Origin of the sequence: Paenibacillus sp. PvR098, assembly GCF_017833255.1 — a bacterium.
Taxonomy (GTDB): domain Bacteria; phylum Bacillota; class Bacilli; order Paenibacillales; family NBRC-103111; genus Paenibacillus_G.
In genome coordinates, this window is the sequence record NZ_JAFIBU010000001.1 from 4,578,056 (window position 1) to 4,604,591 (window position 26,536).

Consider the following 26,536-nt stretch of genomic DNA (forward strand, 5'->3'; position numbering starts at 1 on the left):
GAGACCGTAAGGTTTCTGTGGAGCTTTTTTATGAGATGAAGGCTGTACTTTTCTACACTGCTGTCAGCTTATTGATGACCATGATGGCCGCTCCGGTAACGAGCGCATCTTCCCCCAAGGAGCCCAGGCTGAACACGACCTGATACTTGGGGTAATAATAGGTTCTTTGAATGGCCACACGGGTTGCGATATGGAAAAAACCCGGATGGCTGCTGATGAGCGCGCCGCCGAGAATCACTTTCTCGGGATGCAGGATGTTAAGCAGATTGGATAGGCCGATGCCAAAATAGGTGGCGGCTTGGGTGAACAATTCGACGGTAAGGGGGTCATTGTCCCGCAGTGCCTGTCCCAGATGGGCGAACGTGATTTTCTCCGGATCAGGTTCCATTCGCAGCAGCATGCTGTCCCGCCCTTGCTTAAGCCGGGTTTGAGCCTGCTGCTCAAGCGCATGAATGGAAGCGTAGGATTCCCAGGATCCGAAATTTCCCTGCCCCCAAAGCCTAGGCCCGTCGGTCTGTATAATCATTTGCCCGATGGCTCCCTCCATGTCCACCGCCCCATAAACGACTTGCCCGTTTGTCATCATAGCAGAGCGCAGTCCGACAGCGACATGAATATAAAGGAGATGCTGATAATCCCGCTCCCGATCAGACCAAGACTCGCCGATCAGGGCGGTATTCGCGCCGTTATCAAGTAGCACCGGGAATCCGAGCCTTTGCTCCAAAATACCGGTGATATGGACTTGATTCCAGCCCTCGGAAGGGAAATACAAAGGCTCTAGAATCGTCCCTGTTACCCGATCGAGCGGTCCTACTGCCCCGACACCCATGCCGAGCACTTTATTTAAGGGGATCCCGTGAGCGGTCAGCATCTCTTGGGCCGATACGACAATATTATCAAGCAGCGCATCAGGAGTAAGGCTTTCCGTCATGATCCAACGTTTGGTTTCCAGCTTGTTCATTTGCAGGTCGAAGAGCACCAATTTGGAGTACATTCTGGAAATATCCAGACCGAACACATAGGCATAGTGGGGATTAACTGTATATAAAATGGGTCTTCTGCCGCCTGTGGAATCTCCGAAGCCCGCTTCCAAAATGAGCTCTTGGGCTGTGAGTTCTTCAAGAGTTCGGGTTAAGGTGCTTCCGGTCAACCCGCTTTTCTCGAGGAGGTCGATTTTGGATACGGTTCCTACTTTACGGATCTGTTCAAAAATATCTTTCGCTTTCCGGCCGGAAATTCTTTGTCCCAGGCTTTCGCGTTCCATGATCTTCCCCCGATACCAAATTCGTTGCCAATTAAAGTATAATTATACTATATTCGAGCTGGGCCGGAAACAGAAACGTGTTTTTTGCATCTCTCTTCTGGTAAAATAGGGATTAGTTTGTCGAATGGTTCAAGCGGATGAAGAGAGAATGCGGGAAAGGAAGATGGAGAGGAATGACGGAGTGGTACGAAAAAAGCTTTGGACAAGATTATTTGTTGGTATATAAGCATCGTGATTTGCAGGGCGCCTACGAGGAGGTGCGCCGGATGATGGAGTGGCTGGAGCTGCCGGAAGGGGCGGCGGTGCTTGATTTGTGCTGTGGGATGGGGCGCCATTCCATGGCTCTTCATCGCTTCGGCTTTCAGGTGACGGGGGTCGATCTGTCCGAGGTGCTTCTGGCGGAGGCCAAGAAGCTGGATCAGGAGGGAGAGGTGCGATGGATTCGGGGAGATATGCGCAGTGTGCCCTTGACGGACTCCTTTGACGCGGTGGTCAATTTGTTTACATCCTTCGGTTATTTTGCCGAAAGTGCGGACAATGAACAAGTATTGAAGGAAATGCGAAGACTGCTTAAACCCGGAGGGCGGTTTATTATCGATTATTTGAATCCTTCTTATGTGGCCGCCCACCTCGTACCGCATTCGGTGCGCACAGAGGATGAGATAACGATCGAGGAACGGCGCAGGATCGAGGACGGATTCGTCCGCAAAACGATTGTGCTGCAGGATGAAAGGACCAGAGGGGAACGGGTGTATGAGGAGCAGGTGAAGCTGATTGATCATGAATCCTTTTTGAATATGCTAAACCGGGCGGGATTGATTGTGGATGCCGTTTATGGCGGCTACGACGCCTCCCCTTATGAACCTGCCAATTCAAAGCGGATGATTTTCGTAGGCAGGAGGGACATGTAGATGCCAAGTCGAACGTCACTATCCTCCGCGGTTACGGAGCACGGCGACGTCCTGCAGGTCAAAGTTCCGCTGCCGTTTCCCCTGCGTTTTGTCAACAGCTATTTGCTGCCGGGGCCGGACGGCTGGACTTTAATCGATCCGGGCCTCCGGACAGAAGCGGCGGAGCTGCTTTGGGAGTCGGTACTTGTCGAACGGGAGATTGGCTTTGACCAAATCGAGCGGATCGTGCTTACCCATCATCATCCTGACCATTATGGTTTAGCGGGTTGGTTTCAAGAGCGCGCCGGGGGTGTTCCGGTTATGATGTCACGTACCGCTTGGGAGCATACACGTCTCCTGTGGGGGGAAGGGCAGTCGATGGCGGAAACACTAATGGCACTGTTTCGAACGAATGGGCTGCCTGCTGAGCATGAGGAGGCGATGCGGGAGAACATGGACAGTTTCGTGCAGTCCGTATCTCCGCAGCCGGAAGTTACCTTTATCGACGAAACCGCGAAAGTACGGCTTGGCATGGACGACTATGAGCCGATTCACACACCTGGACATGCATCCGGGCATTTGTGCTTCTATCGTGCCGAAACGGCAACGATGTTTTGCGGTGACCATGTGCTGCCGCAAATTTCACCCAATGTGAGCTACTTGCCGCTGGGTATCGACGAGAATCCGCTCGCAAGCTATATGGCGAGCTTGGAGCAAATCAGCCGCTACGAAGTACGCCTGGCGTTTCCCGGCCACCGCGAGCCGTTCACTCATTTACAGCAGCGGGCTAAGGAATTGATTGTTCACCATCGTGAAAGACTCGAATCGATGCGTGCTCACCTGACGGAGCCGCGTACGGCATATGACGTATGCCGCGCTGCCTTCGGCGATAAACTGAGCGTGCATCAGCTTAGGTTCGCTCTTTCGGAGACGATGGCGCACCTGATCTGGCTGCGTGAAGTTGGAACAGTGATGGCTGTAGAGCAGCACGGAATCATCAGATATGAGCAGAAAAAAGGATCATCATAGCAAGCTTCGATAAGGTGAAAAGAGACAAGTGTAATGTCGGGTAGGTAAAGTACTGAGCTAGCCTTCGTTCGGAAGAACGAGGGCTTTTTGCTTTTCGGTTTCACTGCTCAATGGGATGGCTGATAGTAATTTAATACCGGAAGTCCGAATGCGATTCGATGAATTCTGCATATTTTACGATGAAATGGGAAATATTAGATCAGCGAGAAATGCATAACTTCTGTGATCTGGATATATAGCCCATATGAAAGGGGACGGCTGAATGACAAATGACGGTTTACAATCTGGCGGTTTACGGCTTTGGCTGCTTCCGCTTATCGCATGCCTAGTCACGGGGACCGGCTGCTCGGCATCACCTGATAAAGGGATGAGGCCCCTTGAGTACGAGGGGGTGCAGCTTACGGTATCCGGAGTTGACGAAGGTCCCGGCGGGCTCCGCGTAACGACTTCGGAGCATTTCACCCGTTCTGCGGAAGGGAAGCTCCAGGCCTATGCGGTGGCCGAGCCGCGCGTTCAGTCGTTTGTCTCCTTCGCGGACGCAGCTTGGCAGTGGCATCAGAAAGCGCCGCCACAGCTGGTAGCCATCGGCGAAGTTTGGGCGCGTGCACACGGCTTCCCGGTGTCTTGGGCGAAGCAGCTGCAGAAGCTTGGTGTGAAGCAAGGCCGCAAGCCTCTGGTAGCCGTTGTTGAAGGCTCGGCCGAGCAGTGGGTGCGCCGCCCGGGAGCACCCGAAGGAGGCATTACGTTGCTTAGCCAAGCAGGCTGGACGGGTGACCCGCTTCGTTCCTTTAACTACGGCTATGGCGATGATGTCGTCCTGCCTTACCTGTCCGCGGCTGCCGTCTTGCAACGGAACGAGGGAGGGATAAGTAATGCACCTCAGGCCGTTGTGTTTAGAAATCAAGAGCTGGTCGCAACGCTTTCTTCCGATCAAAGTGAATGGCTTTCCTGCTTACGGGGCGGCGATTTGCCTCGGCTCGCTTGGCCAGCTAAGGTTTCTGCCGATTTCGCCTCCGGAAGGAGTCCGGAGCTTCATCAGGTCTCGTGCAGCACGGACATTGCGTCCAACGGTGATCTGAAGCATCCGAGGCTGAGGATTTCTTTGGCGATAGAGGGACGTTCGAGCGGACAAGCATCAGCCGATCAGTGGGAAGAAGAGATGAGCCTGCAGGGCACGGAGCTCATCCATTCCCTGCAGGAGCTCCGAACCGACCCGCTGCGCTTAGGAGAAATCGTTCGGCAGCAATACAGCGGTATTTGGACGCAGGAGCGTTGGCGGGAAGCTTTAGTCCGGGCGGATGTCACATTGGACGTGGATGTCACGTTACGTGGAGGTCCATAACAATGAATACACGATATACGTGGAAACGGGGGGCGGCTTGGGTTGTAGCGCTGTTTCTAGCGGCGTCTCTGTTGACTCTAATGGCCTGTCAGAAAGGACAGACGATGTCTCCAGGGGAAGGTCAAAATGAAAATCAAGGAGAACAACCCGCCAACCCGCCGACAGCTAAAGTAGAGCTTGTACCGATCAGTTACTCGGACGCGGATAAGCAAATGATTCGCAATACAGCCAAGATCGCTGGCGTTAATCCCGTTTATGTACCGTTTAAAGCAGCTCCTGACGACAAGCTTGACCAAGTGCAAAGTGCGGGGAAGATCATGACGGTGAAATACAATCATATGGCCGTTATGCAATCGGTTGAGGAGATCAGGCCGCTGGCCAGCACAGAGTCAGAGAAAGAAGTGAGACTGAGTACCGGTACGGCCAAGTGGGTGAAGGCGGGTGGTCAGACACTGCTCTATTTGAAACAGGGCAAAACGTTCATTGCCATCCAGTCCGCGGAGTCTGTTTCCCCAGAAACAATAGAGGCCATTGCCGAATCGCTGGCGCCGCTTGAATAAATAAGAGCTGTTAATAACAAGGAGGGCGATGCTTCCCGTAATCGAGAGGCATCGCCCTTTCTCTAAGGGAGCGTTACTGCTTCGCTCGTTTCTCCTTCTCTTCCTGTTTGCGATGTGCGATCCGGCTGCTGGCCGAAGCGGCGACGGCGCCAACAATGTCGTCCAGAAAGGTATGTTTGTGTTCGCCGTTTTTATCGTTCAGCCGCTTTACAATGCCCGGTTTGAGCTTGTCGATATACCCAAAATTCGTAAGACCAATGCTGCCGTATACGTTAACGATGGATAACGCCAGGATTTCATCGCACCCATACAGTCCCTCATCGTTCTCGATCATTTCCTGAAGAGGGGACATTAGTTTGCCTTGTTCTGCCAAGATATCGAGCTGAATGCCTGTCAGGATGGCGTTCTGGACTTCCCGTTTGGATAATACCATCTCCACACTCACCAAGCATTCTTCCAATGTCAGGCTCTCGTAATAGTCCTTTTGCAGAAAATAGGTTAATTCCGCAATATCCTCCGCCCGGACCCCGCGCTCCAATAGCCATTCACGGGATGCTTCTGCCACTTTTTGACTGTTCAAACTGTATTTCATGAGGATGCCTCCTTCGAATTCCGAAACAAACAAGTGATTACTCTTACCCTGCTGCTTTGAGGTATACATGGCTTGGGTGACTCACCTCTTTTTGGAAAAACACATCTTTAATTATAGGCTTCAAGAACTGGTGAAATCAAGGATTCTTCCGTCTACAGAATCATGAAAACAAGTCCGAATACGCGGACAAATTATTGTCATAAACTTGTCTCCGTTTCGTATACATAGAGTAAAAAAGGACAACACCCCGACATTGAAGGAGGAAAAGCAATGAAACAGTACAATTGGACACGGTGGGCCGCCGTTACAGGCATTGCGGTGCTGCTGACTTCCGGCTGCTCGGAAGTGACGAAGGAACAATCCCAGCCGATCGATCCTCCACAGACCGGAACGAATGCTGCGGAAACCGGGGCGATAGCCGTCTCGGCTGCGATTGTAAATCCGATGCAGGTTACGGTATATGCAAAGGATGAGAAAGGGTTCGTCGCTCCCATTGCCATACAGGTTGAGAAAACAGAAGGCACGGCCAAGAGAGCTCTGGAATACATGGTGGAAGGCGGGCCTTCCCAAGGCCGGCTTCCCGCGGGATTCACCAGCCTGCTTCCCAAAGGAACGGAAATCAAAGGCATCAGCATCAAAGATAAGCTCGCTATCGTAGATTTCTCCAATTCTTTCACAGATTATAACCTGCAGGATGAAAGGAAAATACTGGAGGCTGTTACATGGACGCTTACGAGCTTTCCGACAGTGGACAATGTGCAAATTCGCGTAGAGGGTAAAGCTCTGAAGGAAATGCCCGTCGGTGGAACGCCGATGGATGAGTCGCTGACTCGAGCGATGGGCATTAATTTGGAAAAGCCAGAGCATGTACAGTATGGTCAGACGACCCCTGTGACGCTTTATTTTTTAAGTCAGAACCAGGAAGAATACACTTATTACGTGCCTGTGACCCGGTTAATTAATCGGACGGATGAGGTAGCTGAAGCGATCGTACAGCAGCTTATAGCCGGCCCGGATGAGAAGAAAGGCTTGGCTTCTGTTATGGCGCCGGGAGCGGAGCTATTGGAGGTAAGCAAAGCGGAGGATGTCATAACGGTTAATTTCTCAGACACGATGCTCGGATCGGACAAAAAAGCCCCGGCTGAAGCGCTGAAGGCGGTTGTGCTTTCCTTGACGGAGAATGCGAGTGCGGCCACCAAGGTGCAAATTTTGGTTAACGGTGAAGCTAAGGTGAGTGCTACAGATAATCAAAGCTATGCCAAACCGGTGGCCAGACCTCAGGCAGTCAATCAGATCAAATTGTAATCCTTATTAGCAGTTGTATCCCCCTTTATGCGGCTGTAACGGATAAGGGGGGATTTTTATCGATTCAGACGGAGCGCGTCTTAACGGAAGGCGTTGCCGGTTGGTTTTCCATATTTGCTCTGGTACAATAAGGAGCGTCAGAGCAAAAGGAGGAAGAAGCACTTGATGAGAAACGATGGGCGAAAAGCCGATGAAACAAGGCCAATAAAAATTACGGCAAACTATAATAAACATGCGGAAGGTTCCGTGCTCATTGAGGTGGGCGATACGAAGGTGATCTGTACCGCGACGATAGAAGAGCGGGTCCCTCCCTTCATGAAAGGGCAGGGGAAGGGCTGGGTCACAGCGGAATATTCGATGCTGCCCCGCGCGACTTCGGTCCGCAACCAAAGGGAATCCGCAAGAGGCAAGCTGGGCGGACGTACTATGGAAATTCAGCGTTTGATCGGACGCGCACTGCGTTCCGTGGTCAATCTCGAAGCGCTGGGCGAAAGGTCCGTCACGCTCGATTGCGATGTGATTCAAGCGGACGGAGGTACTAGAACGACTTCTATTACGGGGGCGTTCGTGGCGATGGCCATCGCCATCGACAAGGTGGCAAACGATAAAAAATTAAGCCGTTTTCCGATCATTGATTTTCTCGGTTCGGTCAGCGTAGGCATAATCCAAGAACAAGCTCTCCTCGATCTGAATTACGAAGAAGATTCCAAAGCCAAGGTAGATATGAATGTCGTCATGACCGGTAACGGGAAATTCGTGGAGGTTCAAGGGACAGGGGAAGAAGCGGCGTTCTCCCGCGAAGAGCTGGATGAGCTGCTCATGTTAGCGGAGCTTGGTATTCAATCGATGATCAGTGAGCAGGAGAAGGTACTTGGAACCATCTCGGACCGGATCAGGGGGGCTGCCCATGCCGCCGCTCGGTCCTGAAATCTTAATCGCAACCAAAAACGCAGGTAAAGTAAAAGAGTTCGAATCCCTCTTTCGGGACAAAGGCTTACAGGTTCGCAGCCTGCTTGATTACCCGGAAATCCCGGACATTCCTGAGGATGGGGAGACATTTGCCGCTAATGCTTTGATCAAGGCAAAAGCGATCGCTTTGAGGTTCGGTGTTGCCGTCGCCGCTGACGATTCAGGCTTATGTGTTGATCGTCTGAACGGAGCTCCGGGAGTCTATTCTGCGCGTTACGCGGGAGAACCGTCGGACGATGCGGCGAACAACCGCAAACTGCTTGAGGAACTGGGCAAGCTCGATGCGGTTGCGCAAGCTCCTGGGCGAGAGGGAGATCCCGTTCAGCTAAGTCCGGCACGATTCGTCTGCGCCATAGCGCTGGTGGATAAGAACGGAGAGCCGATGGCTGAGGTTGAAGGCGAATGCGAAGGTGTCATCATTAGCTCTCCGAGAGGAGAGCGTGGCTTCGGTTATGACCCGCTCTTTTATGTGCCTGAGCTTGGACGTACGCTCGCCGAGCTTACGCTGGAGGAGAAGAACGCCTTGAGCCACCGGGGACGGGCGCTGCGCATGCTTTGGGACAGACTTGCAGAACGTGAATAAACGAAAGACGGGACTGACCTGCACGGTGAAACATACCGGCAGTCAGTCCCGTCTTTCATTTAGTGGCCTTCACGCCCTCAGCGAATTCCGACTTTATAGCTGCGAAGCCACGTATCCACTTGAGCGAGGTAGGCAAAGAGCTGGGGCCCCGTCATCAGCTGTCCGAACCAAGGGAGGTCGAACCGGCCGTCCTCATTCTCAGCTAACGCGCGAATTTTGGCGACATCGATGAATTGCAGCAGCGGCGAGGATGAATCGTTCAAAATATCCAGCACCCAGGAGCGGACGGCAGACAAGTAGTTTGGATTATGCGTTTTTGGATACGGGCTCTTTTTGCGAGTAAGCACATCTTCCGGCATGGTGCCTTTCAGCGCTTTGCGCAGGATACCCTTCTCACGGTCGCCAGCCGTCTTGACTTCCCACGGAATATTCCAGACATATTCAACGAGCCGATGATCGCAGAATGGAACGCGAACCTCAAGTCCGACTGCCATGCTCATCCTGTCCTTCCTGTCGAGGAGGGTTGGCATAAAGCGGGTGATATTGAGATACGACATCTCACGCATCCGGTTCTGCTGCCGGTCCTCGCCTACGAGCCGCGGCACCTCGGATAACGCCTGACGATACCGTTCCTGGACATATTGCTCCGGCTTTACCCACTCAACAAAATCAGGCGAAAGCAGAGCGATCCGTTCTGGAGTTGCCAGCGACCAAGGGAAGGTTTGAGCGTTTAAGGCATCCTCCCGGTGAAACCAAGGATAACCGCCGAATATTTCATCCGCGGCCTCGCCGGAAATCGCCACTGTGGCATCCTTTTTGATTTCTTGGCAGAACAAGTACAGGGAGCCGTCAACATCGGCCATACCAGGTGAATCCCGGGCGTATACAACGGCTTTCAAGGATTCGACAAGCTCTGGCGTATCAAATTCCAGCGCGTGATGAACGGTGCCTAAATATTCCGTCATCCGCTGGATCCAATGTGCATCGGCGTTCGGCTGGAAGGCGCTCGCTTTAAAATGCTTGCTGTTGTCTACATAATCGATCGAGTACGTATGCAGTTTGCCGAGCCCTTGCTCCCGATAATAACGGGAAGCGAAAGAGGTAAGCGCGCTGGAATCAAGCCCTCCTGAGAGCAGCGTGCAGATCGGCACATCGGAAGCGAGCTGCCGCTGGACCGTATCCTCCAGAAGCTCGCGCACTTTATCTGCGGTCGCTTCGACGGTATCTTCGTGAGGCTTGCTTTCAAGCTTCCAATAAGCGCGGATTCGAATGCCGTTTGCATCCATGACCATGCAATGCCCGGGCTTAAGCTCATGCATATTTTTGTACACGCCGTGTCCTGGGGTACGAGCAGGTCCTACGGCAAAAATTTCGGCCAGGCCTTCACCGCTGATTTGGGCGGGGAAATCGGGATGCGCCAGAATGGCTTTGGGCTCTGAACCGAAGAGCAGTCTGCCTTCCGTGTACGAATAAAAAAACGGCTTGACGCCAAGCCGGTCACGGGCCGCAAACAGCGATTGCTCCTCATTGTCCCAAACGGCGAACGCGAAAATACCGTTAAACCGATCGACGCAGGCTCGGCCCCATTCGATAAAGGCTACGAGGAGAACCTCAGTGTCGCACGTTGTTTGAAAACGATGACCGCGCAGCTCTAACTCTTTTTTTAGCTCGGGGGCATTATACAGCTCTCCGTTGTATACGATGCTAAAGGTGTTATCGCCTGCTCTTCGCGTCATCGGCTGTGCACCATTCTCCGGGTCCATAACACTGAGCCGCCGATGGCCAAGCGCGCATCGGTGCGTGATCCAGGTACCGGAAGCGTCGGGACCGCGCGGAGCAAGTGTATCCGTCATATTTTCAAGAATGGACGGATACTGTGTTAAGTCTTTGTGCCAATCAATCCATCCCGTGATTCCACACATAACCTTCATCCTCTCTGATCTCTGGACTGTCAATGCCAAACAAGCCTACCTACAAAAGCGACAGCAAGATGTTAAAGGTTATGCTGTAAAAACGCGCTTGATGTCTGTCCGACGCGGACAGACGACCTAAAACTTGACGAACAATTGGACAAACGATCGAATAAAAGTTACACTGGTTCATATAAATCTCTTGGGGAAGTTCTGCCTTGCGCGGCTCATGAATAGAAATCGGAGCTTTTGTCCCATTCTATGTTCATAGGAACGCAGGACAGGAAGGCAGACGATCAACATGTAAAGGTGGTCATAAGGTATGAAGAAGACATTATCTGAGCAGCAAAAGGAATATAAAGAAGCCAAGGAGCAGTTTGAGAAGGCCAACAAAGAATTTGAGAAAAAGCTGGCTGCCACGAAGAAGCTGGGAACTGTAAACCAGGAAACGATGGAGCAGCTTATTGAAGATACCGGATTGCACACGGCTTTAAATCGTCTTGGAGCAGCGGAAGCTGCGCTTTTGAATTGGTCTCACCAGATGATCCAAAGTGAACGCGACTATTTGAAGAACAAAGATGCCGTAGATCGTATGTACACATTCATCGACAAGAATCCGCATATTAAAGCACAGTTGATCCAAGCCGCCATGAAAATGGAATAATTCAGCGGACGGGTTCAAAGTGCCTTATCTATGATCCTGTGTAAGTACAAGCAGCCCGGATGCACGCCATCAGGGGCTTTTTTTATGCATTGCAACCGAAGCGGGCAGATTTTGCTTTCGTCTCTTTTTTGGGTTACACTGGCATTCATAAGAAAGTTGCTTAAGGAAAGGCGGTGTGACATGAACGAACGATTGAAAGATAACGTAATTTTATTCCCAAAAACCGTCGAGTACTATCAATTTGAACTAACCCGACTCCTGGAGGCGGAACAATACGGCGATGCAATCAAGCTGCTGCGTTTTTTACTAACTTGCCAGTCTGACGATGGAAGGGCAAGGGAAGAATGGCAGTCGCTTCTGGATTGGCTACATATGATGTTTCCCGATCTTGCTATCGGGTCTGAAAGCGACTTGGATCAGGACCTTAGCGAGTCGGATTTACTGCGTGAGCATTTAAGCGCCAAAGGCGAACATAGCGCGGAATACGCCCATAAGCTTCTGGAAAGCTTGAGGGAGCACAAGGACGTGGACAAGCTGATGCTGGCACTGGATCAGCTGGCTTTTCTGGACCACCCTGAGATTGATCAAGCCTTGCTCGACTGGTTCACCGAGATCCCGTTGCATCCCATCATTCAATTTAAAACACTGCAAACATTAAAAAAGCGTGGAGTCACCGGAACCCTACCGTTGAATAAGAACGGAGAGACGGCCGAGGTTCATATTGAAGACACGCCGGCCGGCTTCGATCAGTTTCCTTCCCAAATTCAAGACATTATTCACCGGGTGCAGGAAATCAGCGAAACAAAGCATCCGGCATTATCCTATTTTGCAGGTGAGACCTGGCATGAATTTCTCGCCTTTATTTATGGCACCTCGTTTTATTACCAAATGTTGAAGCAGGAAGCCGCATGCGTGGACGTATGGGCTGCAGCGCTGCACTTGACGCTATTGGAGCATCTGTTTGAAGGCGGTGACAAAACGGAGATTTTGGACCTGTACGGCATAACTTCCGATTTAACGTTTCAATGGGAGCAAGCCTACCGGTTAATGCAGCAATTTGCCGCGAATGTGTTTACCCGCAGGCTTTAGTCAGTGGCGGTATGGTTCCTATAAACTTTATGCCTTGAAAACGTCATTCATTATGGTTATAATATAGTGGTTATAACGAGGGGCTCGTCCTTAGTTCGTTTGGATGTGTACAAAAATATGGAACGGAACATTTTTGGAAGGGGAAAGCATAAAATGAAAGCAAGCTGGGAAAAAATAGAGAAGAACGTTGCTGTTCTTGATATTGAAGTGGAAGCGGAGCAGGTGGCCGCCGCTCTGGACAAGGCATTTAAGAAAGTCGTACAAAAGGTGAACGTCCCTGGTTTCCGTAAGGGCAAAGTTCCACGCGCCATTTTTGAATCTAAATTCGGTGTGGAGAGCTTGTATCAAGACGCGCTTGATTTTATCGTTCCTGAGGCTTATGTTGCAGCCGTGCAAGAAACCGGCATTGAGCCTGTAGATCGTCCTGAGGTAGATGTGGAGCAATTCGGCAAAGGACAAACTTTGAAGTTTAAAGCGAAGGTTGTCGTAAAGCCTGAAGTGGAGCTTGGTGAGTACAAGGGCATTGAGCTCGAAGCTGAGGAAGCTGTTGTAACGGCAGAAGAAGTGAACGAAGAGCTCGAAAAATTGCAAAAGCGCCATGCGGAGCTGGTTCCGGTGGAAGAAGGCTCAGCACAGAACGGCGACGTTGTTGTGATTGATTTCGAAGGCTTTGTTGACGAAGTTGCATTCGAAGGCGGCAAAGCGGAAAGATATTCCTTGGAGCTCGGTTCGAACAGCTTTATCCCTGGCTTTGAAGAGCAAGTGATTGGTTTGGAGAAAGACGGAGAAAAGGACATCACGGTGACCTTCCCGGATAACTACCAAGCGGAAGAGCTGCAAGGCAAAGAAGCCATCTTCAAAATTAAGCTTCACGACATTAAACGTAAAAACTTGCCTGAGTTGGACGACGAGTTCGCCAAAGACGTGAGTGAGTTCGAAACGCTTGACGAGTATAAGGCTGATCTTGAGAGCAAGCTGAAAGAACGCAAGCAAAACGAGATCAACGCAAAGAAAGAAACCCAAGTGGTGGAAAAAGCAGCAGCATCCGCGAAAGTCGAAATTCCAGAAGTCATGATCAATGAAGAAGCGGAGCAAATGGTCAAGGAATTTGAAGGCCGTCTGCGCACGCAAGGTATGAACATTGAGATGTACTACCAGTTTACTGGACAAAGCGCAGAGGACCTGAAAGGTCAAATGCACAACGACGCTGAGAAGCGCGTACTGAATAATCTGGTGCTTGAAGCCATTGCCAAGGCTGAGAACTTGGAAGCAACAGAAGAAGAAATCAATGCTGAGCTGGACAACTTGTCCCAAATGTATGGCCGTTCCGCAGATGAGATCCGCAGTATCTTCACATCCAACGGAAACATGCCTTCCTTGGTTCAAGACATTGTGAACCGCAAAACGGTTCAGTTCCTGCTCGAAAACAGCAAAACGGCGTAACCAGTAACGCTCATACAAGCGTCACAACCATTCAAAGGCACGTGTACTTCCATGCGTGCCTTTGTTATACCCAAATTGCGTTTCTGCCGGCTAACGCATCCGCATATAACATAAGAAGTGCCTTGCCCGAAGTACATAGCTCTACATATTTGGCTGCACATTACATTGCAGCACATAACGGTATTTAGCCGAAAGCCGTACATAACGAAGCAGCAGCAGATCGATTTGACTATAATGTACATAAGAAAACCGTCGGAAGCTCATAATTAGCAGTAAGCGGTAACCGTTGTCCAGCAATTGGGCAATGGAGTTTGAGCATGATGTTTGGACTCTCAAAGAAGATGTCTGATCCGTATTTAGCACGGGAATGACTTTGAACTTTAAACGTGCTACAATGATTTTGTAAGGCTCTTGTATTGCATTAACGAAGTAAAGGGGTTGGGACGATGACTCTGGTACCTATGGTTGTAGAACAGGAAGGCCGCGGCGAACGCTCTTACGATATCTACTCACGTTTGCTGAAGGATCGCATCATTTTTTTGGGCAGTGCGATCGATGACGATGTCGCCAACCTGGTTATAGCCCAATTATTGTTTTTGGCTGCCACGGATTCCGAGAAGGATATCCATTTGTACATTAACTCCCCCGGTGGTTCGGTAACCGCAGGAATGGGTATATATGATACAATGCAATTCATCAAGCCGGACGTTTCGACGATCTGCGTCGGAATGGCTGCAAGCATGGGCTCGTTACTGTTAACCGCTGGGGCTCCAGGCAAGCGCTTTGCTTTGCCGAACAGCGAGGTTATGATTCACCAGCCGCTTGGAGGCGTACGAGGTCAGGCATCGGACATCAAAATTCATGCCGATTGGATTATTAAGACCAAGCAGAAGTTGAATCAAATCTATGTGGATCGTACAGGACAGCCCTACGAAAAAATCGAACGCGACACGGACCGTGACAATTTCATGAGTGCGGAGGAAGCTAAGGCATACGGGCTCATTGATGCGGTTATCACTCGCAGTGACTTGACTTAGAGAAGGAGTGATCCCATGTTTAAATTTAACGACGAAAAAGGTCAGCTGAAATGCTCTTTCTGCGGCAAATCGCAAGAGCAGGTACGCAAGCTGGTCGCCGGACCGGGCGTTTATATATGCGATGAATGCATCGAGCTTTGCACGGAAATCGTTGAGGAAGAATTGGGGCACGAGGAAGAGCTCGATCTGAAGGACGTACCCAAGCCAATGGAAATCCGGGCTATCTTGGACTCCTACGTCATCGGTCAAGAGCAAGCCAAAAAGTCGCTTTCCGTAGCGGTATATAACCACTACAAGCGAATCAACACTCAGCAAAGCAAGCTGGAGGATGTGGAACTCCAAAAATCCAATATTGCTCTGGTCGGTCCGACAGGTAGCGGTAAAACGCTGTTGGCGCAAACATTGGCCAAAATATTGAATGTGCCGTTTGCCATTGCAGATGCGACCTCTCTTACCGAAGCGGGCTATGTAGGCGAAGACGTAGAAAACATTCTTCTGAAGCTGATCCAGGCAGCCGACTATGACGTCGAAAAAGCGGAACGCGGCATCATCTATATCGATGAGATCGATAAAGTGGCGCGTAAATCCGAAAACCCGTCTATCACACGCGATGTATCGGGCGAAGGCGTACAGCAGGCGCTTCTCAAAATTCTGGAGGGAACGGTCGCTTCCGTGCCACCGCAAGGCGGGCGTAAGCATCCGCATCAAGAATTCATCCAAATCGACACAACGAACATTCTGTTTATTTGCGGTGGAGCGTTTGATGGTCTGGAACAAATTATTAAACGCCGGATCGGTAAGAAAGTGATTGGCTTTGGTACGGATGGACACAAAGTAGATCTGAAGCCAGGCGAATATTTATCACTTGTGCTTCCTGAAGATTTGCTAAAATTCGGGTTGATTCCTGAGTTCGTCGGACGTATTCCAGTCATTTCTACATTGGAGCCGCTGGATGAAGCTGCGTTGATGCGGATTCTGACTGAGCCGAAGAACGCGCTCGTCAAGCAGTACCAAAAGCTGCTTGAGATGGACAATGTTACGCTTGAGTTCGAACCCGAAGCGCTGGAAGAGATCGCTAAAGAAGCGATCAAGCGCAACACCGGTGCTCGGGGCTTGAGAGCCATCATTGAAGGTATTATGCTTGAAGTGATGTATGAAGCGCCTTCTCGTACCGAATCATCCAAGTGCATTGTAACGAAGGAAGCAGTCCAAGCCAAGATTGCTCCTCAGATTACCGCCGTTGATGCACAATCGGTGAAGAAAAAAGAAGAAAGCGCGTAAGCGCAGGATATATTATCAAATCAAACACCTCCAATCCGCTGCCGAAATTCCTTATACACCCAACCAGGGGCCAAGGAACACCTGCTTCGGAGCGGAGGATGTTTGGTATCATGGGAGAGAAGAAAACAGATGTTTCATAGAACGGAAACGATTCCGGTCAAAGTTGGAAATCTGACCATTGGCGGCGGCAATGACGTAATTATCCAAAGCATGTGTACGACCAAGACGGCGGATGTGAAGGCAACGGTAGCGGAGATTCATCGGCTCGAAGAAGCCGGCTGCCAAATCGTGCGTGTGACGGTAAACAATAAAGAAGCCGCAGAGGCCATTAAAGAGATCAAGAAGCAAATCTCCATTCCGTTAGTTGCCGATATTCATTTCGATCACCGCCTGGCACTGATGGCGATTGAGAACGGTATCGATAAGGTAAGGATCAATCCGGGGAACATTGGCCGCCGCGACAAAGTGGAAGCGGTAGTGAAGGCTTGTAAAGAGCGAGGGATTCCGATTCGCATAGGTGTGAATGCCGGTTCGCTGGAGAATCATCTTTTAGAAAAATATGGGTACCCTACTCCTGAGGCCATGGTTGAGAGTGCTTTATACCATATTCAAGTTCTGGAAGAACTCGATTTCCATGATATTATTGTCTCCCTTAAAGCATCGGACGTCCCAATGGCCATTGCCGCTTACACAAAAGCGGCAGCTGCATTTCGTTATCCGCTTCATCTGGGGATTACAGAAGCGGGAACGTTGTTCTCCGGGACAGTGAAGAGTGCTGCAGGTTTAGGTGCGCTGCTTAGCATGGGAATTGGATCCACTATCCGTATTTCCCTTAGCGCCGATCCGGTGGAAGAAGTTAAAGTATGCCGTGAGCTCTTGAAATCGTTTGGTTTGATCACGAATGCGGCTACGCTTGTCTCCTGCCCGACCTGCGGTCGGCTTGACATTGATCTCTTCTCTATCGCCAATGAAGTAGAAGAGTATATTTCCAAGCTAAAGGTACCGATTAAAGTTTCCGTACTTGGATGTGCGGTGAACGGTCCAGGTGAAGCTCGTGAAGCTGATATTGGGATTGCTGGAGCGCGCGGGGAAGGAATGCTTTTCCGTTACGGCGAGATGATCCGTAAAGTACCTGAAACCGAACTCCTTTCCGAACTGAAGAAGGAAATTGATATCATTGTCGATCATTATGATAAAACCGGCGAAATTCCGGGTAGAAAGCATCACGCAAATGCAAACTAATATGTACTTTATTAAGCCCTGTATCTGTCTCGTCACATGAGACGGATGCAGGGCTTTTTTTGATGCCGTCATCGAAAATGTATAAATAAGCGCACCGTAACAAATAACAAGTTACACACTGTTTAGAGACCGAGCAGTCATGCGCTGGCTTTGGTCTTTTCTTTACGGCATTAAATACTGCTGCAGTCCTTTAGCTATGCTTTCTGCTATGGCTTGCTGTGAACCCGCGTGGACCAACATTTCACGATCTTGAAGATTCGTTATGAAGCCCATCTCAACGATAACTGTGGGGACACGAGTATGTTTCAGCAGATAGTAGGTTTTCCCGTAAACGGGGTTTTCGTGGAGACCGTACAAAGCATTCAGTGATTGCTGAAGCTGTTTGGCCAGCTGCTTACTTTGATCATTTTTTTGATGAAGAAGGATGGCTCCCCTTGTGGACGAACGTCTGGCCGAATTGACATGCAGACTGATCATTGCTTTGGGCTTGATTTCATTGGCTAAATGACTGCGCTGCGCCAAATCCTTCAAATGTCTTGATCTGGTTTTCAACCACAAATTCTCATTGCTGAGCGCATAGTCCCCCGATCTGTTGATCAGAACAATATAGCCTTTTTTTCGTAAAGCTTCATAGGTTTTCTCGGCTATGGCCAAATTAATATTTTTTTCCAAAATATGTCCGTAGGAGGTGCCCCCGTCGATTCCGCCATGGCCTACATCGATGATGATGTCCACATTGGATATAGCCGGATGATCGCTTATGGCATCGGGCAGAAGGATAGCGTCGGGCGCAAAAGCTTTAGCGCGCTCCGTGAGCCAAGACGACTGCGGTAAGAGCAAAATCAATAGCGCCAATACGAGCGAAGTCGCCCGTAATATCATCATTCGCTTGGCCATTAGGCTTGTGCCTCCTGTCATGGATCTGTGTGTCGTAGTCTTAGCATCCCCAAAAAGTTTCTCGAGTTTTAGCGATTAATGCTACCATGACTGGGCAATAATACCATATATATTTCGAATCAAGTTGCAGCTGTGCTCCGAAATATCTGTGTTAAGGACGGTCAGCTGAAAGCATATGGAGGTTAACGAGCTAATGAATATCAGTGTAGCTTTGATGGTTATTCAACTGTTCTTTGCCATAGTCATTGGGATGTACTTTTGGAATTTGCTGCGTAATCAGCAAACTAATCGAACCGCAGTCGATAAGGAATCCAAGAAGGAGCTGGAGAAGCTTCGTAAGCTGCGTTCTATTTCGCTTAACAAACCCCTTGCCGAGAAAACAAGACCGTCAACGATGGAAGATATCGTAGGGCAAAAAGAAGGTCTGCGTGCTCTCAAGGCTGCCTTATGCGGAGCCAATCCGCAGCATGTAATCATCTACGGCCCCCCGGGGGTAGGGAAGACGGCCGCCGCGCGCGTGGTGCTGGAAGAGGCGAAGAAGAATCCGGAGTCTCCGTTTCGGCCTGACGCCAAATTTACGGAGATTGATGCGACTACGGCCAGGTTTGATGAGCGCGGCATTGCCGATCCGCTGATCGGATCCGTTCATGATCCGATTTATCAGGGGGCCGGGGCGATGGGAGTAGCCGGCATTCCTCAGCCAAAACCCGGAGCAGTCACCAAGGCGCACGGAGGAATATTATTCATTGACGAAATTGGTGAATTACATCCTCATCAGATGAATAAATTATTAAAGGTATTGGAAGATCGCAAGGTATTTCTCGAGAGCGCATATTATAATTCCGAAGACACGAACGTACCGAGTTACATTCACGATGTGTTTCAGAACGGACTGCCGGCGGATTTTCGTCTCGTAGGTGCAACGACACGCAATCCGCAGGAGCTGCCTCCCGCTATCCGGTCACGCTGTATGGAAATTTATTTCCGCCCGCTGCTGCCCGATGAGATTGGCGCGATTGCCGCCAAAGCGCTCACAAAAATCGGTTTCCCCGATAATCCGGCTGCGATAGATGTTGTGAAAAAATATGCGACCAACGGACGGGAGGCGGTCAATGTGATTCAGCTGGCTGCGGGCATGGCGCTGACGGATCAGCGAAGGGAAGTATCGGCGTCCGATATCGAATGGGTGGTAAACAGCTCTCAAATTCCCCCGCGTCCAGAGAAAAAAATTCATCATCAGCCTGAGATCGGTTTGGTGAACGGATTGGCCGTTTATGGACCAAACTTGGGAATGCTGCTGGACATCGAAGTGACGGCGATTCCTGCAGTCCATCCGGGCGGAGGGAATTTTACGATCACAGGGGTTGTGGACGAAGAGGAGATGGGAGGGGGATCGCGGACACTGCGGCGCAAGAGTATGGCTCGCGGCTCAGTTGAGAATGTGTTAACTGTACTTAGAAGACTAGACATTAGGCCCTGCGACTTCGATTTGCACATCAATTTTCCGGGTGGCATTCCGATTGACGGACCTTCCGCAGGAATTTCGATGGCTGTGGCTATCACGTCGGCGATCAAACAAATTCCGGTGGACAACCATATCGCCATGACCGGAGAAATCAGCATTCACGGAAAAATAAAGCCAGTGGGAGGCGTTATAGCCAAGGTGGAAGCCGCTTTCCAAGCCGGAGCGAACAGGGTCATCATTCCCAAGGAAAACTGGCAAGAAATTTTTGCCGGGTTAAACGGTCTGCAGGTCATTCCTGTTGATTCCGTGGAGGAGGCGCTGCATCATGCATTGGGCTTGGAGCTGCCGGTTTTATCCGAAGCTTTGGATTTGCTGCAGGAGCCTGCTTCTCCAGCCTCTGTTACGATATTGCACGCCGATGCGCTCGAATAGGGTGATTGGCGTCTCTTTTTTGGGGCAAAGGGGCTAATTGGTGTTTTGAAATCAATTTTGATAAAATGTAAATCACAGCAATGTATGTTAAGTTTGGAGGTGCTCGCCAATGGGACTGAGCAAACAGAAGGTGCGTCGTATGCCGCTTCTTCCACTGCGGGGATTGCTTGTGTATCCGAGCATGGTCCTGCATTTGGACGTAGGCAGAGAGAAATCGGTGCGTGCGCTCGAGAAAGCGATGGTCGAGGACAGCATGATCCTGCTGTGTTCGCAGTCCGAAGTAAATATTGAGGAACCAAAGAACGAAGACATTTATCGGATCGGGACCATTGCGAAAGTACGTCAAATGCTCAAGCTGCCCAATGGTACGATCAGGGTTCTTGTGGAAGGCGTCCTACGAGCGGAAATTACCGAGTTTTTGGCTAATGAGGAATATTATGAGGTTCATATCAAAGAATTGCCTGAGCAGGAAACGTCCGATCCGGAAATCGACGCGTTAATGCGGACGGTATTAAATCAATTCGAACACTATATTAATCTATCCAAGAAAGTGACGCCGGAGACGCTGGCCGCTGTGTCAGATATCGATGAGGCGGGAAGACTGGCAGACGTTATATGCAGTCATCTATCGTTAAAAATTAAAGATAAACAAGAAATTTTGGAAACCGTGGATGTACGCTTGCGGCTGGAGAAGCTTCTGGGCATTCTGAACAACGAACGGGAAGTACTGGAGCTTGAGCGCAAAATAAGCCAACGCGTCAAGAAACAAATGGAGAAGACGCAAAAGGAATATTATTTGCGCGAACAGATGAAAGCCATCCAGAAAGAGCTGGGGGATAAGGAAGGCCGTGCAGGCGAAGCTGAGGAGCTGCGAAATCAGCTGGCGGAAAGCGAAGTGCCGGAGAAGGTGAAAGAGAAGATCGAGAAAGAAATCGATCGGCTTGAGAAAATGCCTGCTACCTCGGCGGAGGGCTCGGTCATCCGTAATTACATTGATTGGCTTCTGGGGCTTCCATGGTCACATTCCACCGAGGATGATTTGGATATCCTGAAAGCGGAGGAAATTCTTAATCAAGACCATTACGGCTTGGAGAAGCCAAAGGAACGTGTGCTTGAATATTTGGCAGTACAGAAGCTTGTCAAAAAAATGAAAGGCCCCATTCTGTGTCTCGTCGGGCCCCCGGGAGTCGGGAAAACGTCGATCGCTCGCTCTATCGCCCGCTCATTGGAGCGGGAGTTCGTCCGCATTTCTTTGGGCGGCGTTCGTGATGAGGCGGAGATCCGGGGGCACCGGCGCACGTATGTCGGCGCTATGCCCGGTCGTATCATCCAGGGGATGAAGACGGCAGGGTCCAACAACCCTGTATTTCTATTGGATGAAATCGATAAGATGGCGATGGATTTTCGCGGCGACCCGGCATCGGCGCTGCTTGAGGTACTCGATCCGGAACAAAACAGCACATTCAGCGATCACTATGTGGAAGTGCCATTTGACTTATCGAACGTCATGTTCATTACAACGGCAAACGGAGTGCACAACATACCAAGGCCACTGCTTGACCGGATGGAAGTGCTGTATATTCCAGGGTATACTGAGATCGAAAAGCTGCACATTGCGCAAAACTATTTACTTCCAAAGCAGAGGCAGGATCACGGCCTAACAGATGCTCAGCTGGTCGTGGATGAAGCGGCGGTTATGAAAACGGTACGCGAGTACACTAGAGAGGCTGGCGTCCGTAATCTGGAGCAGCAAATCTCATCCATTTGCCGGAAGGCTGCAAAGAAGGTAGTAGCCGGAGCTGAAAGCGTGCACGTGCAGGAGGACAATCTTAAGGATTTCCTTGGTCAGACCAAATACCGCTTCGGTTTGGCGGAAGAGCGGGATCAAGTCGGAGCCGTTACGGGACTCGCTTGGACAGAGGTCGGCGGAGATACGCTTGTCATCGAAGTTACTGTTATGCCGGGGAACGGTAAGCTGACCTTGACCGGTAAGCTTGGCGATGTGATGAAGGAATCCGCGCAGGCGGCCTTTAGCTATACACGTTCTCGTGTCGAGCAGTTCCGTATTCAACCGGATTTTCATGAAAAGTTTGACATTCACATTCACATACCGGAAGGGGCTATTCCGAAGGATGGGCCGTCTGCCGGAATTACAATGGGGACGGCGCTCATCTCGGCGCTTACCAGTATACCCGTCTCCCGCCATGTGGCGATGACGGGGGAAATTACGCTCCGCGGCCGGGTTCTGCCGATAGGCGGATTGAAGGAAAAATGCATGGCCGCTCATCGTGCCGGCATCCGGACGGTCATCCTGCCTAAGGATAACGCAAAGGATATTGAAGAAATACCCGAAAGCGTCCGCAGTGAGTTGAACTTTATCCCTGTTTCTCACATGGACCAAGTCCTTGAACATGCTCTCGTTAAACCAGTAGGAGTATAATACACATGCGTTGATTGGCCTATTGCCTGAGTGAGGTCGGGCCAATCAACGTCCGTTAGAAATGAGTGAAATGCCATGAAAGTGAATCAAGCCGAATTTGTTATAAGCGCGGTCGGTCCTAACCAATATCCTTCCGATGCCTTGCCGGAAATTGCTCTGGCAGGGCGTTCTAATGTTGGAAAATCTTCCTTAATCAACCGGATGATCAACCGCAAAAATTTGGCCCGAACCAGTTCGAAGCCCGGGAAAACACAGCAGCTTAACTATTACCGAATTAATACGGATTTATTTTTCGTTGATTTGCCGGGCTACGGATATGCGCAGGTGTCCAAGACCGAACGGGCAAAGTGGGGAAAATTCATTGAGGAGTACCTCCTAAAGCGAGAGTATTTGCAGCTGGTGCTTCAGATCATCGACCTGCGTCACCCGCCATCGAAGGATGACCAGGCTATGTTTGCCTGGCTTAAGCATAACGGGGTTCCGACGTGTATCGTTTCCACGAAGGCGGATAAAATTCCGAAGGGGAAATGGCAGAAGCATATCAAAATCGTGAGGGAGACGCTGGGTGCAGACAAGTCTGACCCGCTCGTGCTGTTCTCTTCCGAGACCGGTCTAGGTAAAGAGGAATTATGGTCCCTTATCGAACAACAAATCGGATACGGTGCAATCCCGGAGCAAGAAGATGATGTGAATACACCGAGTGAAAGCCGCAGCTAATAAAAGAAGAACTCCGTAGTGGAGTTCTTCTTTTTGTTTTTTTGCGATAGTGGTACAGGGAACTGCGAAACAAAGTGAGGGAAACCGAGTTTTTTATAACTTACCCCGTCCTTCTGAGGGGAAAACGCGAAATTTTCTGATTTCCGGCGAAAAACAAAGCCTTATCAGCAGGAATATTAAATAATTATGTAGTATAATGTATAGAGAACAACTGAAAAATAGGCTCAAGCTTAAGGTTCGAAAAAAATGAATCGAGGGATTTTTATGGCAAATAGGTTAGCGACCGAATACGTCAAAACCTGCCTACAGTTAACGGAAGCCGAGATGACCAAATTCATTCAGATGTTTGTAGAGCAAGGGGCTTCTTTGCAAGTCAAAGTGCTTGAAAACGGAAATCAAGAGGTTGTACTGCCGGACGACGCCGGTGAAGAAATTGTCCTGTCGTTTGAGCGGCAGATGAATTTGTATGTATGCCAAGGAACTTGCCGGATCAGAAATAAAAATCTGGTTAATTTAATGCGGAAGGCGGTCTCTGTCTTTAAAGGAGATGCCATTGTTCACCGGATTTATACTGCTTACACGATGATATACACTTATAAGCAAGGCGCAGTCGTTAAGATTGTAGAGAAAACGGAGAATGACGAGAAAGTCATTTTTGAATTTAAGGATACCATTGGCCAACTCGAGCAGCTGTTCCATAAGAATGAGGTGGAACAAGAGATCAAGCAGCTAAAAGCGCAAGTGAACCATCTGCTTGACCTTCGTAATGAAATGGCGGAGGCTTCCGTTCGTGAGCAAATTGACGCTCGACTCCGTAGGCTGACTCATCGTTTATTTGTACTTGAGGCATAATAATATAGATATGATAAAAGAGAGGAACTCTTCCAGGCCAGCGTGTGCTGTCCCGGGAAGGGTTCTATTTGTATTTTTATACATAGGCTTACATACACGGATGATCGAGCCATAGCGAAATGGGCATGAGATGAGGCAGCGTCCGTTCACTTCGGACAAGTTTTGTACATAATTTGTTCTTATGCGTTCAAGGGTTGAAGGGAAATAGTGAAATTCCAAAAAAAAGTATTGCATTTCTGTTCAATAGATGTTATTTTTATTTTCGTTGAAAAAATAATAGGAACCAGGATTCACTCAGGACATGTAATGTTGCGAGAGATTATTCCCTCGGGAAGTGAATGACGTAGGTCCTAGCGGATGAAATTTTCAAAACATTTTATTCCTAGGAAGGGGGAACCGAAAGATGGAATACTCAACTTTCGGAAGACACGTAGCTGTAGACACTTGGGGAGTTAACTTTGATCTTCTCAACAATGCTGAATGGTTACAAGTACAAATGGTAGAAGCTGCTGAGGTTTGTGGGGCAACCGTATTGTCGGTCCAGTCCAAACAATTTGAACCACAAGGCGCAACGGTTCTTGTATTGCTGTCAGAAAGTCATCTCTCCATTCATACGTATCCTGAGAAAGGGTTCGCGGCGCTCGATTGCTATACCTGTGGTGAAACAGTCGATCCTCAGTTGGCGATTGAACATATGCTTTCCGTTCTGAAGCCAGAGGTTACACACGCTAAGAAACTGGTTCGTGGTATGGGTGAATTGCAAGTCGAAACACCGGTATTGAAGCAAGCTCATTTAGTAAAATAATGATTAAAGTTGAACATAAGATAACCACGGTATTTATCCGTGGTTATTTCTTTTGATACCCCCCCATACATATCAAGTAAGGCTTGGATCGGGAAGGGAAATTGGCCCGTACACAATGAATTTAGGACGGCTAAGAAATAATACTGAAGTAAAGTATACGTCCTGTCATTCCGGAGGAAAATAGAAATGGCAGTCCTAGGTAATCTATTGGCTCAAATGAAAGCTGTGAATGTGAAAAAAAGTTCATAAATTATGTCGAAGAAGCTCGGACATCTATGTTATAATGATTACAATTTAAGAGGAGGAGGCAGGTGAACCAGATGCATATCGTCGTAGCGGGTTTAAATTATCGTACGGCACCGGTATCGATCAGAGAAAAGTTTGCATTCGCCGAAAGGGATTTGCCGCTGGCGCTAAAAGAGCTCAAGAACATCAAGAGCGTGATGGAATGCGTCATCGTGGCCACCTGCAACCGGACGGAACTATACGTTGTGGTTGATAGCCAGAACTTATGCGGACATCTTTTGCGAGGATTTATTGAGAAGTGGTTCGATGTGCCAAAGGAGCAGTTCAATAAGCATCTTTACGTTCTTGAGAATGAGGAAGCCATTGAGCATTTATTCCGCGTGACTAGCGGACTGGATTCGATGGTGATCGGCGAGACGCAAATTTTGGGTCAAGTCAAGGATGCTTTTCTGCTTTCACAGCAAGAGAAGTCGACAGGGGTAATGTTTAACACGCTGTTCAAGCAGGCGATTACGATGGCCAAGCGCGCTCACTCCGAGACGGGGATTGGAGACAATCCGGTATCCGTCAGCTACGCGGCTGTGGAGCTCGGCAAGCGTATCTTCGGGAGCTATGAGCGCAAGAAGGTACTTATTATTGGCGCCGGCAAGATGAGCGAGCTTACGGTAAAGCACCTGTACGCAAACGGAGCGGACAAAGTCACTGTCGTGAACCGTACGCTGAGCCGTGCAAGGGAGCTTGCAGATAAGTTTAGCGGTATCGCGAGTACCATGGACAATCTTATGAGTCATCTCGAAGAAGCTGACATCGTCATTAGCTCTACAGGGGCTTCCGGTTATGTATTAACGGCAGAGCAGGTATCTTCTATTTTGCAGCGTCGCCGTTCAAGACCTCTGTTCATGATTGATATTGCTGTGCCTCGCGATCTTGATCCGCGTTTGGGTGAGATGCCGAATGTCTTCTTATATGACATTGACAATCTTCAATCCATAGTCAATTCGCATTTGGAAGAACGCCGGAAAGCCGCGGTACAGATCGAAGAGATGATAGGCACAGAAATGGCTGATTTCGAGCAGTGGACGAAGACTTTGGGCGTTAGCCCGGTTATTCAGGCGCTGCAAACGAAAGCGGCATCCATTCATGAGGAAACGATGGACAGCTTAATGAAGAAGCTGCCCGAACTGGACGAACATGAGTTGAAAGTGATTCGCAAACTAACTAAAAGCATTGTCAATCAAATGCTGCGAGATCCCATTGTCCGCATCAAAGAAATGGCAGCCGAGCGTCACGGGGATGATGCGCTCGAAATGTTCACGAAAATTTTTGCTTTGGAAGAGCAATTGGCCGAGCGAAATCGGGTGGAGCAAGCGGCGCTGCAGCAGGGAGCGGAAGCTGCGCAGGAGCGGATGAAGGAAGAACTTCTTTCTAAAGTGAGGGCAGCCGCCTCGTCTACTGATGTTCTGGCCAAAGCCTGACCGGAAA

23 protein-coding genes are annotated in these 26,536 nt (G+C 49.7%); 19 read left to right on the plus strand and 4 right to left on the minus strand.

Annotation, left to right across the window (positions count from 1 at the left end; all coding sequences use genetic code 11):
* Positions 1-52: 52 nt before the first annotated feature.
* Entirely contained in the window at positions 53-1,264 is a 1,212-nt protein-coding gene (locus JOE45_RS22670; RefSeq protein WP_210022234.1) for an ROK family protein, read from the minus strand.
* A gap of 173 nt (positions 1,265-1,437) precedes the next feature.
* Between JOE45_RS22670 and JOE45_RS22675 the strand changes: the two genes are divergently transcribed.
* From JOE45_RS22675 to JOE45_RS22690, 4 genes are all read left to right on the plus strand, one after another.
* Entirely contained in the window at positions 1,438-2,175 is a 738-nt protein-coding gene (locus tag JOE45_RS22675) for a class I SAM-dependent methyltransferase (protein ID WP_210022233.1), read from the plus strand.
* Complete coding sequence (locus JOE45_RS22680; RefSeq protein ID WP_210022232.1) at positions 2,176-3,183, plus strand: MBL fold metallo-hydrolase; 1,008 nt, start codon at positions 2,176-2,178, stop codon at positions 3,181-3,183. It abuts the gene before it with no gap.
* 262 nt (positions 3,184-3,445) lie between these two features.
* Positions 3,446-4,525 (plus strand): Ger(x)C family spore germination C-terminal domain-containing protein, encoded by a 1,080-nt coding sequence (locus JOE45_RS22685; RefSeq protein ID WP_210022231.1) that lies wholly within the window; start codon positions 3,446-3,448, stop codon positions 4,523-4,525.
* A 2-nt stretch (positions 4,526-4,527) separates the two neighbouring features.
* A complete protein-coding gene (locus tag JOE45_RS22690; RefSeq protein WP_210022230.1) occupies positions 4,528-5,085 on the plus strand; it encodes a hypothetical protein in 558 nt (185 codons plus the stop codon).
* A gap of 73 nt (positions 5,086-5,158) precedes the next feature.
* Here JOE45_RS22690 and JOE45_RS22695 read toward each other — a convergent pair whose 3' ends face one another.
* Positions 5,159-5,677: a phosphatidylglycerophosphatase A family protein gene (locus tag JOE45_RS22695; RefSeq protein ID WP_210022229.1), complete on the minus strand. Its 519-nt coding sequence runs from the start codon at positions 5,675-5,677 to the stop codon at positions 5,159-5,161.
* Between the two features lie 270 nt (positions 5,678-5,947).
* On the opposite strand from JOE45_RS22695, the gene JOE45_RS22700 reads away from it, so the two are divergent.
* The 3 genes from JOE45_RS22700 to JOE45_RS22710 all read left to right on the plus strand — a co-directional run bounded on the left by JOE45_RS22700 (position 5,948) and on the right by JOE45_RS22710 (position 8,534).
* Positions 5,948-6,982, plus strand: a complete 1,035-nt coding sequence (locus JOE45_RS22700) for a GerMN domain-containing protein (RefSeq protein ID WP_210022228.1) — start codon at positions 5,948-5,950, stop codon at positions 6,980-6,982.
* Positions 6,983-7,147: 165 nt separating this feature from the next.
* Positions 7,148-7,909, plus strand: coding sequence for a ribonuclease PH (rph, locus tag JOE45_RS22705; protein ID WP_210023505.1), 762 nt, complete (start codon positions 7,148-7,150; stop codon positions 7,907-7,909).
* Positions 7,890-8,534 carry an XTP/dITP diphosphatase gene (locus JOE45_RS22710; protein WP_210023504.1) on the plus strand — a complete coding sequence of 215 codons (645 nt, stop codon included), beginning with the start codon at positions 7,890-7,892 and terminating at the stop codon, positions 8,532-8,534. The genes rph and JOE45_RS22710 overlap by 20 nt, the downstream gene beginning before the upstream one ends.
* A 77-nt stretch (positions 8,535-8,611) precedes the next feature.
* Here JOE45_RS22710 and asnB read toward each other — a convergent pair whose 3' ends face one another.
* The gene (gene asnB, locus JOE45_RS22715; protein WP_210022227.1) at positions 8,612-10,456 is read right to left on the minus strand and encodes an asparagine synthase (glutamine-hydrolyzing); all 1,845 of its coding nucleotides are present in this window, start codon (positions 10,454-10,456) and stop codon (positions 8,612-8,614) included.
* A gap of 310 nt (positions 10,457-10,766) precedes the next feature.
* Here asnB and JOE45_RS22720 point away from each other — a divergent pair, with 310 nt between their 5' ends.
* The 6 genes from JOE45_RS22720 to ispG all read left to right on the plus strand — a co-directional run bounded on the left by JOE45_RS22720 (position 10,767) and on the right by ispG (position 17,200).
* Entirely contained in the window at positions 10,767-11,108 is a 342-nt protein-coding gene (locus JOE45_RS22720; protein ID WP_210022226.1) for a hypothetical protein, read from the plus strand.
* A gap of 180 nt (positions 11,109-11,288) precedes the next feature.
* On the plus strand, positions 11,289-12,197 hold the full coding sequence (locus JOE45_RS22725) for a hypothetical protein (protein ID WP_210022225.1): 909 nt from the start codon (positions 11,289-11,291) through the stop codon (positions 12,195-12,197).
* Positions 12,198-12,350: 153 nt separating this feature from the next.
* Positions 12,351-13,640: a trigger factor gene (gene tig / locus JOE45_RS22730; protein ID WP_210022224.1), complete on the plus strand. Its 1,290-nt coding sequence runs from the start codon at positions 12,351-12,353 to the stop codon at positions 13,638-13,640.
* A gap of 446 nt (positions 13,641-14,086) precedes the next feature.
* Positions 14,087-14,677, plus strand: coding sequence for an ATP-dependent Clp endopeptidase proteolytic subunit ClpP (clpP, locus tag JOE45_RS22735; protein ID WP_210022223.1), 591 nt, complete (start codon positions 14,087-14,089; stop codon positions 14,675-14,677).
* A gap of 15 nt (positions 14,678-14,692) precedes the next feature.
* On the plus strand, positions 14,693-15,958 hold the full coding sequence (clpX, locus tag JOE45_RS22740; protein WP_210022222.1) for an ATP-dependent protease ATP-binding subunit ClpX: 1,266 nt from the start codon (positions 14,693-14,695) through the stop codon (positions 15,956-15,958).
* A gap of 129 nt (positions 15,959-16,087) precedes the next feature.
* Entirely contained in the window at positions 16,088-17,200 is a 1,113-nt protein-coding gene (gene ispG, locus JOE45_RS22745) for a flavodoxin-dependent (E)-4-hydroxy-3-methylbut-2-enyl-diphosphate synthase (protein WP_210022221.1), read from the plus strand.
* Positions 17,201-17,362: 162 nt separating this feature from the next.
* Here ispG and JOE45_RS22750 read toward each other — a convergent pair whose 3' ends face one another.
* Positions 17,363-18,097, minus strand: a complete 735-nt coding sequence (locus JOE45_RS22750; protein ID WP_245247125.1) for an N-acetylmuramoyl-L-alanine amidase family protein — start codon at positions 18,095-18,097, stop codon at positions 17,363-17,365.
* A gap of 193 nt (positions 18,098-18,290) precedes the next feature.
* Between JOE45_RS22750 and lonB the strand changes: the two genes are divergently transcribed.
* From lonB to hemA, 6 genes are all read left to right on the plus strand, one after another.
* Positions 18,291-19,994 carry an ATP-dependent protease LonB gene (lonB, locus tag JOE45_RS22755; RefSeq protein WP_210022220.1) on the plus strand — a complete coding sequence of 568 codons (1,704 nt, stop codon included), beginning with the start codon at positions 18,291-18,293 and terminating at the stop codon, positions 19,992-19,994.
* A gap of 109 nt (positions 19,995-20,103) precedes the next feature.
* Positions 20,104-22,434, plus strand: coding sequence for an endopeptidase La (lon, locus tag JOE45_RS22760; RefSeq protein WP_210022219.1), 2,331 nt, complete (start codon positions 20,104-20,106; stop codon positions 22,432-22,434).
* 75 nt (positions 22,435-22,509) lie between these two features.
* Complete coding sequence (gene yihA / locus JOE45_RS22765) at positions 22,510-23,151, plus strand: ribosome biogenesis GTP-binding protein YihA/YsxC (RefSeq protein ID WP_210022218.1); 642 nt, start codon at positions 22,510-22,512, stop codon at positions 23,149-23,151.
* 264 nt (positions 23,152-23,415) lie between these two features.
* Positions 23,416-24,003 (plus strand): non-ribosomal peptide synthetase module, encoded by a 588-nt coding sequence (locus JOE45_RS22770; protein ID WP_210022217.1) that lies wholly within the window; start codon positions 23,416-23,418, stop codon positions 24,001-24,003.
* A 403-nt stretch (positions 24,004-24,406) separates the two neighbouring features.
* Positions 24,407-24,808, plus strand: a complete 402-nt coding sequence (speD, locus tag JOE45_RS22775) for an adenosylmethionine decarboxylase (protein WP_210022216.1) — start codon at positions 24,407-24,409, stop codon at positions 24,806-24,808.
* Between the two features lie 320 nt (positions 24,809-25,128).
* Positions 25,129-26,529: a glutamyl-tRNA reductase gene (gene hemA / locus JOE45_RS22780; RefSeq protein WP_210023502.1), complete on the plus strand. Its 1,401-nt coding sequence runs from the start codon at positions 25,129-25,131 to the stop codon at positions 26,527-26,529.
* The last annotated feature ends 7 nt before the right edge of the window (positions 26,530-26,536 follow it).